The organism is bacterium (assembly GCA_035419245.1).
Taxonomy (GTDB): Bacteria; Zhuqueibacterota; Zhuqueibacteria; order Residuimicrobiales; family Residuimicrobiaceae; genus JAKPUX01.
Map to the genome: position 1 here is coordinate 1 of DAOLSP010000002.1, position 14,564 is coordinate 14,564.

The 14,564-nt window shown below is 58.0% G+C and carries 8 protein-coding genes; 4 read left to right on the plus strand and 4 right to left on the minus strand.

Annotation, left to right across the window (positions count from 1 at the left end; genetic code table 11):
* The coding region (locus PLH32_04030; GenBank protein HQJ63760.1) for a PKD domain-containing protein at window positions 1–2,006 on the plus strand (2,006 nt) is incomplete at its 5' end.
* A 282-nt stretch (window positions 2,007–2,288) separates the two neighbouring features.
* Entirely contained in the window at window positions 2,289–4,070 is a 1,782-nt protein-coding gene (locus PLH32_04035; protein HQJ63761.1) for a FlgD immunoglobulin-like domain containing protein, read from the plus strand.
* A gap of 112 nt (window positions 4,071–4,182) precedes the next feature.
* Here PLH32_04035 and PLH32_04040 read toward each other — a convergent pair whose 3' ends face one another.
* The gene (locus tag PLH32_04040; protein HQJ63762.1) at window positions 4,183–4,371 is read right to left on the minus strand and encodes a hypothetical protein; all 189 of its coding nucleotides are present in this window, start codon (window positions 4,369–4,371) and stop codon (window positions 4,183–4,185) included.
* 545 nt (window positions 4,372–4,916) lie between these two features.
* Here PLH32_04040 and PLH32_04045 point away from each other — a divergent pair.
* Window positions 4,917–5,318, plus strand: coding sequence for a hypothetical protein (locus tag PLH32_04045; GenBank protein ID HQJ63763.1), 402 nt, complete (start codon window positions 4,917–4,919; stop codon window positions 5,316–5,318).
* A gap of 67 nt (window positions 5,319–5,385) precedes the next feature.
* On the opposite strand, the gene PLH32_04050 is transcribed toward PLH32_04045, so the two are convergent.
* From PLH32_04050 to PLH32_04060, 3 genes are read right to left on the minus strand one after another with little or no spacing between them, the layout of a single operon-like run.
* Window positions 5,386–6,147, minus strand: coding sequence for a sugar isomerase domain-containing protein (locus PLH32_04050; GenBank protein ID HQJ63764.1), 762 nt, complete (start codon window positions 6,145–6,147; stop codon window positions 5,386–5,388).
* Between the two features lie 3 nt (window positions 6,148–6,150).
* Window positions 6,151–7,314 carry an MFS transporter gene (locus PLH32_04055; GenBank protein HQJ63765.1) on the minus strand — a complete coding sequence of 388 codons (1,164 nt, stop codon included), beginning with the start codon at window positions 7,312–7,314 and terminating at the stop codon, window positions 6,151–6,153.
* Window positions 7,315–7,341: 27 nt separating this feature from the next.
* Complete coding sequence (locus PLH32_04060; GenBank protein ID HQJ63766.1) at window positions 7,342–8,283, minus strand: ROK family protein; 942 nt, start codon at window positions 8,281–8,283, stop codon at window positions 7,342–7,344.
* A 232-nt stretch (window positions 8,284–8,515) separates the two neighbouring features.
* On the opposite strand from PLH32_04060, the gene PLH32_04065 reads away from it, so the two are divergent.
* A complete protein-coding gene (locus tag PLH32_04065; protein HQJ63767.1) occupies window positions 8,516–14,539 on the plus strand; it encodes an Ig-like domain-containing protein in 6,024 nt (2,007 codons plus the stop codon).
* The last annotated feature ends 25 nt before the right edge of the window (window positions 14,540–14,564 follow it).

Sequence of the window (14,564 nt, forward strand, 5' to 3'; positions counted from 1 at the left end):
ACGGCAACAAGGTGGTGCAGGCCAATTTCAGCCAGATCACGTATACCTTGACGGCCGGCAATGACGGTCACGGGACGGTGACGCTGAATCCTGCGGGCGGGACCTATGCCTCGGGGACGACGGTGACTTTGACGCCCAACCCCAATACGGGCTACCAGTTCAGCTCGTGGTCCGGGGCGAATGCTGCAGACATTACCTATAGCAGCGGCGTATATCGAATTGTAATGAACGGCAACAAGGTGGTGCAGGCCAATTTTACGGTTTCTGCATTCATTCCCACTGTTGAATTCTGGGCGACTCCTACACGAGGGAACCCAGCACTGGCTGTCAAGTTCATGGATGCTTCAAATGGCACCCCGACTGGATGGCTCTGGGATTTTGGCGATGGTCAGACCTCGACGGAGCAGAATCCGACCCATGTCTATTGGATGCCAGGTAAATACTCGGTGACCTTGACAATCACTACTCAGTATGGGCCTTTCTCGCTGGAGAAAGAGGAATTCATCTACGTCAATGGCTTTGAATTCTGTGCTTGTGCCATGCTGGATCTGATCGATAACAGTACCAGTTTCGCGAGCGAAAACTGGAACAACGCCATCGATCATGATATAAGCGGCCCCGATGGCACAGTAACTGCTGGCGGCAGCATTCCTTACGCCATCTTCAAATTCCATGACAACAAGACCAAAATGGTCAACAAGATCAGACTCATGACGAATACTAATGTCGGTTTGCAGGATCGTTGGATGGTCAGCTTTGATGTCTATACGTCAACCACCGGCCTGGCTGATGCGGACTTTGCACTTCTCATGCGAAATACCAAGAAGGGGGGTGGCTGGGAGGAATTTTCTTGCACACCCAAAGCGGCTAAGTATGTCAAGCTGGTGATCACCGGTCCGAATTCCGGCTGGCGCCAACTGGGTGAATTTGAGGTCTGTGTTGTCAAAGAGTATCCGGAAATCTCCAAATCCACCGTCAAGGCAACCTCTCCGCACATTGCCAATGGGGTCGATGCCTCCAAATTTACCATCACTCTGAAAAAATATGATGGCTCCGCCTTGACCGGCCTGTCCGATGAGGATTTCTATCTTTACAGCTATTCGGGTAGAATCACCCACTCTGTCGTCAAAGAAAGCACTCCGGGCGTTTACACCGCTTCTCTCTCAACCATTGAAGCTGGTATGAAAGAGGTGAAGGTTCTCGTCCACTGCAATCTGGTTGGCAGCGCGACGATCAATTTTTCTGCTCCGGTTATGAAAGAGTCTCCCTTGGTTTTTGTGGAGGGCTCTACAGCTTTCAGAAATGAGGGATGGGACAATCTCATCGACGGCGATGAAGAAGGATGGGATGGCACCGCAACCGTGGGTGGGACTGAGCCTTATGCGATCTTTGGTTTTGCTGATGGCGGCATCAAAGCTATTCAACAGATCGCCCTGCTGATGGACACGGGGGTCGGTTTTGATAACCGCTGGGTTGAACGCTTCCGCCTCCAGGCTTCCACTTCTGGCAAGGCCAGCGCCGACTTTGTCACGGTCTATGATGGTATCGCCTCGGGAGGCGATTGGCAGACTTTTATCTTCCCAGCCTTCAGCGCCAAATACCTCAAGCTGATCATCGACTTTCCAACGACGCAGTGGCGACAGTTGGGTGAGATGCGGGTTTACACGACAGCATTGTCGGTCATGAGCCAGCAAGCTAATGAACTCACCCAGCTCACCGATGTCCCTCAGGAATGGTCGGTTAGCAAAAACTATCCCAACCCCTTTAATCCGGACACGCATCTTCAGTTCAGCGTTCCCCAGGCTGGGCATGTAACCGCAGTTGTTTACAACATGCTCGGGCAGAAGGTGCGCACCCTGCTCGATAACGAGGTGTCGGCCGGCACGCACCAGATAGTCTGGGACAGCCGCTCTGATTCGGGTGAGTCCATGCCGTCGGGTGTTTATTACATGCGTTTTGATTTTGGCGGACGGTTCCAAACGCAGAAAGTCGTCCTCACCAAATAGCTGGCGCACAGAGTTGCAGCGACGATGGCGGCGTGATACTGCATCACGCCGCCATCGTCATAGTGGAGGCAGCGTTGTATGAAGCACCAGGTCACCTTATTCGTTATGGTCATCAGCCTTTTGCTGGCAAGCAACCGGGCCGTACCGGGGGCTGGTTCAAGGCCGGCTGATATAACAGCCGAGCTATTGGGCCGAGCACCTTGGCTGGCATATCGGCTGGATCTTCTCCACCACCGGTTGAATCTTGAAAATCCACCCGAGACCATCCGAAGGGATCTTTATATGGCCTGCATCGGATTGCGTACGGGTTTGCAGGGAGAATCGGCTGCAAGCCTCTCCTTTGCCCCTCAAATCCGGTTCGACCATTCCCAAAGCGGAGAGTATGATCCTTTTACCAAGGTTCAGACAAGCGACTCTCTTGGCAGTACGGTGCGGATTGCAATCAACAAAGTGAGTAAACGTATTCTGCTGGTTTGGCAGGAGGGCTTTGAGGATCCGGATATCTATGCACAACTCTATGATCTGACTTTTTCGGCGATTGGCCCCAATATTAAAGTCAATCCTGCCGGAAATCGAGCGGCGCAGATCGCTCCTGATGTTTGCGCGCTTGCCGACGGGAATTTTCTGGTCTGTTGGGAGGACTATACCAGTACCACCCCCAATATAATGGCACAAGGGGTCAACCAGAACGGCAGCTTGCACGGATCAAGTGTCAAGGTTTCACCCATGGCCACGACAGCGCAGTTTTTCCCCAAAGTGGAATCGAATGGTGACAGTACTCATGTGATTTGGCTGCAGAAGGATGGTCAGGATTATAATGTCTATATCCGCACCTTGAGCCTGCAGGTAGTGCCCAGGGCGCCCGCGGTACGGGTCAACGACGATGACAACGGTCTACAATGGGCTCCGGAGATTGCCAGTTTTGGCTATGGCCAGACCGTGGTGGTGTGGGAGGATAAACGCGATGGCCACTCCGAGATCTATGCCCAAATCTACAAGGCGGACGGCGTCAAACGAGGGGATAATTTTGTTGTCAACTCGGACGCCATGAACAGTCTGCAATGGCGACCCGCGGTTGCTGGCAATGAATCGATGGCGCAGGTTGTCTGGGAAGATTACCAGAACCGAGCGGCGGCGATTTATGCACAGCAGCTGGATTCATACGGCCTTCTCAGTGGCGAGAATCAGCGTCTCGACCAGTCGGCCCTTCTAGCCGCCAAAGAAAAACCGGCGCTTTGCGTCGAAGAACAAGGCCAGAGAGTCTTCGCCTGGCAGGAAAAGAGCGAGGTAGCCTGGCGGTTGAAATTTGCTGTATTTCCGGTAGCCTCGGATGTGCCCACCTATTACATGCTCGGGGAGAACGATACCGCGCATGAATTCACCAATATCCAGTTAGGCCAGATAAAAAACGCCATTTACTTTGCTTTCTTAGGAGAGCCGATCGGCGGTAAAAGTACGGTACTGGCGCACAAGGTGACCTTGATGTCGGTGCCGGTGGAATTGATGCACTTCCAGGCGGCCGCCATCGCTTCGGGTGTCCATTTAACCTGGCAAACGGCGAGTGAAACCAGCAATTTGGGATTCGCCGTCGAAAGAATGCGGGAAACTGGGGATTACGCGCAAGCGGCTTTCATTCAAGGGATGGGGACAACCAGTTCCCAGCATTACTATGAGTATGTAGATGACGGACTGAGGCCTGGGAAGTACCGGTATCGCCTCCGGCAAATTGATCTGGATGGGACGAGCACCGTGTCCGATGAAATAGAAATCACCGTCAGCGGCCCGGAACACTTTGAACTGCTTGAGGCCTATCCTAATCCCTTTGAGACCAGAACCCACCTTCTGCTCCGTTTGCCCGTGGCCAGTGAGGTGGAGGCCTGGGTTTACAATCTTCTCGGGCAGAGGGTGTGCCGCCTCGTTGCAGGCAGCCTGCCTTCCGGGCAAAATGAACTGGACTGGGATGGCCGCGATGAGCGCGGCTTACCCGTGCCGGCAGGGGTTTATCTCCTCCAGGCTCGGATAAACGGAAAGATGCAGATCCGCAGCGTAGCGCTCGTCCGGTGAATGGCTATCACACCAAGGTAATAAAAAGGCCCTCCTAGAGGGCTTTTTTGTTTCCGAAGAATCGGGGCGGCTATGGCCAGCGGGTTTCAGGAGGACTGCCGTGTCGATCCCATCAGCAGCGACAAATCATCGTCTCGGCATTTGGATCGGCCACCCTATAGCAGGAGTCAAAGGCATAAACGGTCAGCCACATGATCAGCGCTGCTACCTCCTCGACATTTTCCAGGGGGACACGGTAGGCGATATGAACCAGGGAACCAATGACCGCCCGCTTGTCAGTAGACGGAGGCAGGGGCGGCACCCTCCGCTCTGCTGTGGCGGGCCTGAAAGCCGCGGCGGTCTGCCCAGGAGGAGTGCCGTAGGGAAACAGATGAGGTGGTCTCCCAAACCAGGAAGGATATCGATCACGATGCCGAGGGCTCTCTTGTATAGGCTCCCCCCTCGCAGACCAGCAAGTGGTGGTACCCGCCAGACATCCTAGACGCGGAAGTCCATGGCTTCCGGGGTGGCACGCTGCTGTAAGGAGACAAAAAAAGGGCGGGAGAGCCCGCCCTTAAGACTTACTTGGTCGCTTTTTTGGCTTTCTTTTCGGCCCGTTTTTCCTTCAGACTCTTTCCCGCCTTCTTCTTGGTCTCTTTGGGCTTGACATCCTGATTTTTAGCCATGGTTTTCTCCTTTTTTTCGTTCATTCACCAGGGTCTAAATGTAAAACCAACGAACGGACGCTTTTATTCACGCCTCCAGGGGCCGAATCGCTGGTACCGCCGCAGCGATTTTGCTTGTTTTTCCCCGGATAAATACCTAATTTTAATAGCCAGTCCATCCATTACCTTGCAGGAGAAAGCAATGAAATCCACAAAGCTGATTGGCTGCGGAACCCTGATTCTGGTGGCAGCCCTGGTGGTATTTTTCTGGTGGCGTTACCTTTTTGTTTTTGGCGAAGGGGTCAAGGCTGGTGACCTGAATTATATCGTGAAAAAGGGTTATTTATTCAAAACCTGGGAAGGCCGCCTCATCCAGACCGGCTTTAGAACCCCGGTTCCTGGCGGGATGCAGAGCAATGAATTTGAATTCAGTGTCGTCTCGGACAGCCTCGCCAAGCGCCTCGAGGGCTCCAGCGGCAAGTTTGTAGAGTTGCGCTACAAAGAATATTTACATCCCCTCCCCTGGCGAGGCATGAGCCGATATGTGGTGATTGGTATCATCCGGATCGAAGCCAAAACGGGCGGTGATGCCTTGCCCTTCTGATCCACCTCACCCGGATCGGTCCCGTCAGGCGGGATGGCTCTCCATCCCGCCCTCCTCAATTTCCCTCCTACACCCCGGCAATCCGCATCTTATATTCTGCGAGGGCCTCATCGAGGCGTTGTCGCGCTGTGGTATCTCCTGGCACATTATGCGATGGGTGGATATAGAGCTTGACCCCACGGTCGGCGAGGATCTCGGCCACCGTACAGATGGTCATCCAGACGGCCGTAACAAAAGCCATGGTGGAGACCGGCCCGATTTTGTCAACATGGTTCTTCAGCGGTACCGAGGCATCCTGGGCGGGCACGCAGGTATCGACCACTACATCAGCCAATTCAAAGATCTGTTTGCCTGAGGAATGCCGGGTCTTGACATTCGAAAATTCACCGGCCGAGCCGAAGACCACAATTTTCATCCCTATCCGCCTGGCCTCGAGGGCGATATCGATGTTGACATTGTTGATGCCCGAGTGCGAAAAGAGCCACATCACATCGCGCGGATCAAACTTGTAGGATTTCATGATCTGCTGTCCATAACCCTCCACCCGTTCGAGGAAGACGAACTGGTGCACCCCCATCTCGCCGACGATGTGGGTGAAAAAAGAGAGGGGGATCTCGATCATGGGATGAAATCCGACAAAGCCGCCGATGCGCGGGTACATCTCCTCAATCGGCAGGGTTGCATGACCGCAGCCAAAGGTGTGCACCCAGCGGCCCGCCGCGATGGTCTCGGCCATCAGTGCCGCCGCTTTTTTGATCGCATCGAGCTGTGTCGCTTCAATCTTGTCCATTACCCCCCGGGCATTATCCAGCCATTGTTTAGCCAGCATGGTTTACTCCTTTACAGGTTCAATGAGTCTCTTGCGTACGATCAGGTAGACGAGGGTCATCAGGAGCAGCCCGGCCGGCACGATCGTCAGGGCGATGCGCAGACCATACGCCTTGCCGAGCAATCCCGAGATCCAGGGCATCAGGCTGCCGCCGGTCAGGGCCATGACGAAGACCATGCTGAAGGCTGTCCCGCTCAGTTGCGGATAGCGGTCACCGACGAAGCCGAGGACGATGGGGTAGACAGCTGCGAAGCCAAAGCCCACCATCATCAGACCGGGCAGGGCCTCGGCCGGTCGGTTGGCTGAGAGCAGCAGCAAGGTGCCTAAAAAGGCGATCACGATGAAGCTCATCAGAAGACGGCCGGCCTCACGGTTATTCAGCAACCGCGGCAGCAGCAACCGCGCCGCCATCAGCGCCAGCCAGAAAAAGGAGAGATAGAGGACCGCCCGCGAACTTTCGACCGAGAGGGCCTCGTTGAAAAAAGTCGCGGACCAGCCACCCATGGTCATTTCCATCCCGCTTTCAAAAAAGAGCATCAGGCCGAGGAGAAGAAGGGGCACTTCTGTGATAAGGCGGGCTCCTTCCTTAAGTGGAAAGCCTTGTTTTTGCTTTGGTTCCGGGAAGCGGATGAGGAGGAAAAAGAGGATCGGAATGGCCACGGCGGCGCCGACCAGGGTGGCTAAGCGGGCGTAGCCGAGGCTTTTCATGAGCAGTCCGAGGATGAAGGGGATGCCGAAGGCGCTGACGCCGAAAAAGACCCCCAGTAGGCTCAGCCTGGCGCCGCGCTCCTCCTCGTAGATGTCCGCCACCAGGGCGTTGGATGCCCCGTTGATGACGCCGCCCCCCAGGCCGATGAGCGCCATGGCGATGCGCAGGATCCCGAGCTTGCCGGCCACGCCGATCATCTCCAGGCCAAGGAGGACCAACCCGGAACATACGATAAGCAAGCCCTTGTAGCCATAGCGGTCCACAATGGGCCCAAAGAGCAGGGAACCCACCAGCATGCCGATGGTCATCAGGGGAAAGAGGGATCCTGCCACCGCCTTGTCGAGGCCAAAGTCGGCAATGACCGAGGGCAGCAGGGCGCCGAGTATAGACATTACGATGCCGAAAATGAACATCGCGACACAAGCGGCGGTGAACACCATTCTACGATTATAAGCCATGGATTAACCTCAAGGTTAGAAAACCATTCAGCGCTCCTTTGCGGCCTGAAACGCCAGGCTGCCGGCGCCGATCAGTCCGGCATCGCCGCCGAGAGTCGAAAGCTCCAGCGCAACCTGGTGGAAGGCGATCGGTTGGGCCCACTTTTTCGCCTCGGCGCGGATGCGCTCGAGGAGTTCGCCCGCCGGTCCAAAGACGCCGCCGCCGAGGATGATCTTTTCTGGATTGAAGGTACTGATCAAATTGGCCACGGCCATACCCCAGAAGACCACGGCCTCATCGAGGACGCGCTGCGCCAGGAGATCACCTTGGGCCTGGGCGGCGAAGATTTCCGTCCCCTTCATGCTGGCGGCGTCGGTGTGGCGCAGCGGCCCCTGCCAAACGGGCTCGGCGGCGAGATAGTCGCGCGCAACCCGGGCGAGGCCGTCGCCGGAAGCGTGGTATTCAAAGCAGCCGCAGGGGGCGTACTTGTCTGCATAGGGCTGTACGAGCCCCATCCAGCCTACGGCTCCGGCGATGTCACCCTGCCCGCGCAGCACCCGGTCCTCGATGAGGATCCCGGCGCCGATGCCGGTGCCAACCGCCAGAAAGATGGCATTCCGGCAGCCGTGTGCAGCGCCTTGCCAGCGTTCTCCGAGGATATAGCAGGCCCGGTCGCTGTCGATGGCGACCGGGAGCGAAGGGAAGGCCTGAGAGAGTTCTTCCAGGAGGGGGTATTCGCTCCAGCCCGGGATGTTGGGCGCCCATACTCTCCCCGATTGCGCATAATAGATCCCCGGGATCGAGACGCCGATGGCCGCAATCGGCTCACGCGCGACGAAGGAACGTGCGGTTTCGATGATCAACGCACCCACATCGGAGCCTTCCCGGCCGCCGAGAAGGGCGTTCTCCCGCTGGAGGATGCGTCCCTCCGTTGAAAAGCGGGCGGCGGCGAGTTTGGTGCCGCCCAGATCGAGTCCTAACACCTGCATTTTCAACCCTCCTGGCTGACGGGCCCCCTCCAGCTTGTCCGGCTTAAAATGCCAAAATAGCATGCCAAATGCAAGCAAAAAAAGCGCGAGGTGGAGCTGCGCCGCCGTGGCGGAATTGGGCCTGATTGTTGCTAAAGCATAGGGCGATGCGGGGGCCAATTTCAGCGCAGCTTTGGTGGGGCACATCTATGTCCATACTTTATAGATAATTGCATGTTCTGGAGCCATGGTCATGCGTATCCAGTCTATACGAAAAACTGACTCACTCTATCACACCTGTCTAAAAGAGAGACTCCTGGCCCTGTTGGTCCTGATGCTGCCCGCATTGACCACTGGCCAAGTTATCAAGTTCACTGATGTCACGGCTGTGATGAAGGTTCCCGGCTGGGTGACGAACGGTTTCAGTACCTACGGCCATGGCGCCATCTGGACCGATATTTCCGGAGATTCGCTCCCCGATCTCTATATTGCGAATGCGATGCGGCAAGCCAACTCCAAGCTTCCGGAAACCCTCTACATCAGCCATGCCGGCGCCCCCTATACTGAGGAAGACGGTTCGCGCGGGGTGTCGGACAGCTATGGCAGCACCGGCAGTCATGGAGTCATTTTAGCTGACTATGACAATGACGGCGACCTGGATCTTTTCAACGCCACTACGGATGATCGGATTCGCCTCTATCGCAACAAGGGCAACGGATTCTTTGAGAATTTTACGAGCGGCGCCACCCTGGCCTCAACGCGGGTAACCTACGAAGGCTACGGCACGATTGGTTATGGCACCCGCGGCCTGGTCGTTTTCGATGCCGATAATGACGGTGACATGGATCTCTACGGGACCAATTGGGGGCCGGTCGAAGATATCCACGAGGTTCCCTGGATCACGCCGGCGCAGCCCAATGAGTTCTTCATCAACAACGGCAACGGCACATTTTCGAACGTGACCGACCGCGGTTGCACACCGGTCAATCCAAGCAATGAAGGGACCCAGGGCGTGACTGCGATCGATATCGATGAAGACGGCGATATGGACATCTTTGTCTGCCACCGCAACTATGCCTTTCTAGGGTATAACTCCGATGGCACGGCCAATTTTGGACGCGGGGCGACACCGGCCCCCAACGATCTTTTTATCAACGATGGCAAGGGTAATTTTACCGAAGCGGACGTGCGCGCACGGGGACTCTGGTCTGAAGCCAATGACTGCAACGCCACAACGTTCGCCGATTACGACAATGACGGCGATCTCGATGCTTTTGTAGTTTACGCCAACGACAGTCGTCCTGTTGTACGCGTCCTGAAGAATGACGGCAAGGGCTATTTTACCAATGTGAGCGCATCGCTGAATATCGAGCAATGGGGATTTACACCCTTTCTGTTCGATATGGACAATGACGGGGATCTTGACCTTTATTCGCCTCGCACCCGAGAACGGGGGCGCATCTATCGCAACAATGGCGACGGGACGTTCACCCTGCAGAGCGGGACGGGTGTCGAAATCAGCATGTATGATCCGCGCGGGGGGAGCATCGCCGATCTGGACGGCGACGGTGATCTGGATATTTACATTACGGATGCCAACAAGGATGCCGGCCCTTATTTCAACCGCATGTTCCGCAATGATACACCCAGCAATAACCGCTGGCTCAAGGTTTGGGGCAGCGGCCCCAAGGGTGATCTGGGGGCCTTTGGCACCAAGATCTGGCTCTTCGAGAAGGGGTACATGGATGATATGACCAGGCTGGTCGGCTACAAGCAGATCATCAACGCCTATGGCTATCTCTCCCAGGATGATATTGTCCAGCATTTCGGTGTGGCCCAGCGGGACTCGGTTGATATTAGAATCAAAATGCTCGACGGGACGATCCTCAAGACGCGACTCAAGACCAACACGCGGTTCTATTTTTCCAAACCCGCTTCCATCGCGGTCAACGGCGGCGACAACCAGAGTGCAAGCAGCGGCGGTATGGTTGCTCAGCCGCTGAGCGTTGTCGTGAAAGATGCCAAGGGCAAGGCGGTGGCCGGCGCTGTTGTGACCTTTTCAGCGGATTCCGGCGACGGGGTTTTCACTCCGGCTCCGCTGGTTTACACGGACCTGAGCGGCATGGCCAGTGTCTACTACACGGCGGGCGCCCAGACGGGGGCGTGCAAGATCACGGCAAAGACCGCGTCGGTATCGGTACCGTTCACGCTCACTGTGACCAACAGCGGCCCCGCGATTCTGAGCCTGGTGTCCGGCGGCGGCCAGTCCGCATATACCGGCCAGGTCCTGGCCGATTCGATCCGGGTCAAGGTGAACAACAGCTCCGGCTTGGGTCAGAGCGGCCACCCGGTCCAGTTTACCCTGACTGCCGGTAATGGCCGGCTCAAACCGGGTGATGTCACCTCCCTGCAGCGGACCACTAACAGCAGCGGCATCGCCGCGGTGGCGTGGCAGCTCGGCATGGTGGCCAACTCGACGCAGACCCTGCAAGTCATCTCTTCCTATAACAGCCAGCCTCTTACCGGATCCCCCCTTGAAATCCAGGCTACGGCGCTGCAGCGCATCATTTCCACCGGCAAGCCCAAGAATCTCCTTTATGTCAGCGGTGACGGCCAGACCGGCGTCGCCGGCGATACCCTCGCTTCCGCTCTGGTGGTCCAGCTGGTCGACAGTGTGGGCGTAGGCTGTCCCGATTACGACATCCTTTTCCAGGTCACCTCGGGAGACGGCACCCTTCGGGGGGCGGCGCAGCAGATTGTCCGCACCGACAGCGAGGGCAAGGCAGCGGTCTCGCTGCGGCTCGGCCCGCTTGCCGGCATCTCAAACCACCATGTGAGCGTGCGTTATAATGGCCTCGCGAAGGTGCTCTATTTTACCGCTTCCGCCAGAGCGGCCGCCGCGGCCACACTCATGAAGGTGGACGGTGATCAGCAGATGGGCGCGCCGGGGTATACCCTGCCGCATTACCTCCAGGTCAAGGTCACTGATGAGTTCGGCAATCGGGTGTCAGGCCACCCTGTCACCTTCACCATAGCCAGCCTCGACGGCTATGTCAACGATCAGAAAAGCGTCACCGCCGCGACCGACAGCGCCGGCGTTGCCGGAGTGCTTTTCAAACTCGGCGCCACCCCGGGGGCCTACATCGTCTCGGTTTCTTCCAAGCTGAACGGGCTTCCGCTTTTGGGCTCGCCACAGCTTTTCTCCGCAATTGCTGTTTCGGATCCCGCCGCTTTGCAGCGGATCACTCCGGACAGCACCTCCGGACTGGCGGGGCAGCTTCTCGGGATGCCACTCCAGGTGCGGGTGACCGATCAAAGCGGCTATCCGGTGCCCAATCATCCCGTCACCTTTTGGGTGCGGCGCGGGGGCGGCAGCCTCGAAGGCCAATCGCAGCTTACACGGATCAGTGATGCCAATGGCGTGGCAGCGGTCACACCGACTCTCGGCAGCGCGCTGGGTCTTGCCAACAACGTCATTGAAGCCCAGTCCTTTTTCGGAAGCGGATCGCATCTCTCCGGTTCGCCGGTGCGATTTTATATCAGCGCCAAAAAGAGCATGGCCTGGCAGATCATAATGGCCAGCGGCAGCGGTTTGAGTGCTCAGGCGGGACAGGTGCTGACGCAGCCGCTGGCGGTTCGGGTGGTGGACCAGGCGCAGCAGCCGGTCGCTGGCCAGGAGGTGCTCTTCCAGGTCATCCAGGGATCGGGCGTGCTGGGCGCCGGACAAGCGCGCAGCGCAACCGTCCAGAGCAACAGCAGCGGCCTCGCCCAGATCAGCTTCCGGCTTGGGAGTGAGCTGGGCGATCAGGCGCACCTGGTACGTGCCAGCGCGAATGACGGAGTGGCGGTGTTGCGCAACTCGCCTCTGACCTTTGCGATCAGTGCACCCTATGGGCAGCCGGATACCTCCGCCTCGACGGTGATCCTCAATTCGCCGGTTGCCGCGGACGGTGTTGCCGAGTGCATTGTGCGCATCCACCTGGTCGATGCCCAGGGCCATGCGGTCCCCGGTGAGCGGTTGACCCTACTGGTCAGTGGCGATGGTAACCGGATCACCCAGCCGGAGGCGGTGACCGATGCGGCCGGTGATGCGGCAGGCGTCGTCAGTTCGACAATCGCGGGCCGCAAGACCATCCGCGTCTATCTTGCCAGCAAATCCCGCTACCTTGCGGCTGCGCCGGTGGTGGTTTTCACCGCGGGTATGCCGCAGCGCATTGCTGTGATCAGCGGGGATTACCAGACCGGCATCATTCAGTCGGCGCTGGAACAGCCTCTGGTTATTCAGGCGGAGGACTTTAATGGCAATCCCGTCCCGGCCACCCCGCTCGAGTTCATCCCTGCAACGGGCAGCGGCGAGATCTCTCCTGGTGGCACCATCGTCACCGACGCTTCAGGCCGGGCGCAGGTCACCTGGATACTCGGCCCGAGTGTGGGGCCACAGCAGTTGAGTGTGCGCGCGGCGGGCACGCCCATTACGCGCACCCTCACCGCTACAGCTGTTCTGCCGCAGCAGATCACCCTTGAAAAGGCCGGCGGTGACGGCCAGTTTGCGTCGCCCGGCACGCTCTTTCCGGATTCCCTCACCGTGCGCGTTGTGGATGACCATGGCTCGCCGATCTATGGGGTGGCCATTCTCTTTGCTGTGCTGCAGGGGGATGCGGTGCTCAGCACGGGAAGTGCGGTGATCAGCGACCGTTACGGGCTGGCCCGGGTGCGGCTGGCTGCCGGGACGATGAATGGAGCCGTTCGGATTCAGGCTTTGGCCCCAACGGGCGAGCCGGTCGAATTCACCGGCTCGGTGTCCTTATCGGTTCCCGCCCGGATCACCCCGGTCTATGGTGACAGTTTGCGGGGCGAAGCCGGTACTGTGGTCTATCCCTTGATGGTGCTGATCACCGACCAGGCCGGCAATCCGGTCGCGAACGTTCCGGTTCATTTTGAGTCCCGCACCGAGGGCGCAGCCGTCCTGGATGCCATGCCCCTTTATACCGGCAATGACGGTCAGGTTGCGGCCAAGGTCCGGCTTGCCACTACGGCAGGGCCCTGTCTTTTCCAGGCCAGCAGCAGCCATGTCGCTGGTTCACCGCTTCTTTTCACTCTATACGCCGATGCCAGCGTGGCATCTGATCTGGTGATCGCCGCGGGCAATCAGCAAACGGCACGTGCCCTCAGGCCCCTGGCGAGTCCGGTCAAGGTGCGCGTCCTGGACCGTTATGGCAACGGCGTCGCCGGCGCGACCGTCCAGTTTACACCGCTCTCCGGCAACGGGACGGTCACTCCCGCCACCCTGCTGACCGACACCGGCGGATGGGCTGCGGCGCAGTGGACCCTTGGCGCTGCGGGTACCCAGAGTCTCCAGGCCAAATGCCCGGCCCTTCCCGGCAAGCAGTTGATCTTCTCTGCGTTGCTACAGGAAAACCTCGGCCCTATCCTTTACGCCGTCGACGATACCACCATCCACGAGAATGATACTCTGATCCTTGAAGTTGCCGCGGTCGATCCCGACGGCGGCTCGACGACCCTTGCAGCACAAAACCTGCCGGCGGGAGCGAGCTTTGACGCCGTCAATACCGGCCTTCTCATCTGGCGCCCCGACTATCGCCAGCAGGGCATCTATACCATCGAATTCATCGCGACCGATGAGAATGGCGGGACGGCAACCAAACAGACGATTGTGCGTGTGCAAAACCGCAACCGCCCCCCGGCCATCTACGCCTTCCAGCCGGAGTCCTTTTATTACCAGGCGCCGGCGTTCAAGCCGGTGAGCTTTTCGGTACAGGCCGGCGATCTCGATGGCGATCCCCTGACCTATACCTGGCGACTCAACGGCCGGTTAGCCGGCACGGGCAATACCTTGACGATCCTGACCGGAACCACCCTCCCGGCACAGTTCATCCTCGCCGTCACGGTCCGGGACCAGAGCGATTCGGTCGCTCACGCCTGGTCGGTGCAGCAGGCCACCGGAGTAGCCAATGCGGAAAGTGCAGACCGGCTGCCGGAAAGCAACCGGCTGGTGCAAAACTATCCCAATCCCTTTAATCCCGAGACCACCATCGCCTACGAATTGGCGGCGCCGCAGCGTATCGAGATCGGGATCTACAACATGTCCGGCCAGCGCATCCGGACGCTGTTATCCGGCCGGGTACCGGCGGGCTGCCATTCCATCCGCTGGAACGGCCGCACGGAGAGCGATGAACTCGTTGCCTCCGGCATTTATTACTGTATCCTGCGCGGCGAGAACTTTCGCCAGATGATCAAGCTCGTCCTTTTAAAGTAGCAGCAATCACATTATCAATGGGTGA

What these genes read in the sequence shown, in the direction of transcription:
- PLH32_04035 (HQJ63761.1), top strand. Translation starts at nt 2,289, where the DNA reads ATGGCCTGCATCGGATTGCGTACGGGTTTGCAGGGAGAATCGGCTGCA.
- PLH32_04055 (HQJ63765.1), bottom strand. Translation starts at nt 7,314, where the DNA reads ATGGCTTATAATCGTAGAATGGTGTTCACCGCCGCTTGTGTCGCGATG.
- PLH32_04065 (HQJ63767.1), top strand. Translation starts at nt 8,516, where the DNA reads ATGCGTATCCAGTCTATACGAAAAACTGACTCACTCTATCACACCTGT.
- PLH32_04050 (HQJ63764.1), bottom strand. Translation starts at nt 6,147, where the DNA reads ATGCTGGCTAAACAATGGCTGGATAATGCCCGGGGGGTAATGGACAAG.
- PLH32_04060 (HQJ63766.1), bottom strand. Translation starts at nt 8,283, where the DNA reads ATGCAGGTGTTAGGACTCGATCTGGGCGGCACCAAACTCGCCGCCGCC.
- PLH32_04045 (HQJ63763.1), top strand. Translation starts at nt 4,917, where the DNA reads ATGAAATCCACAAAGCTGATTGGCTGCGGAACCCTGATTCTGGTGGCA.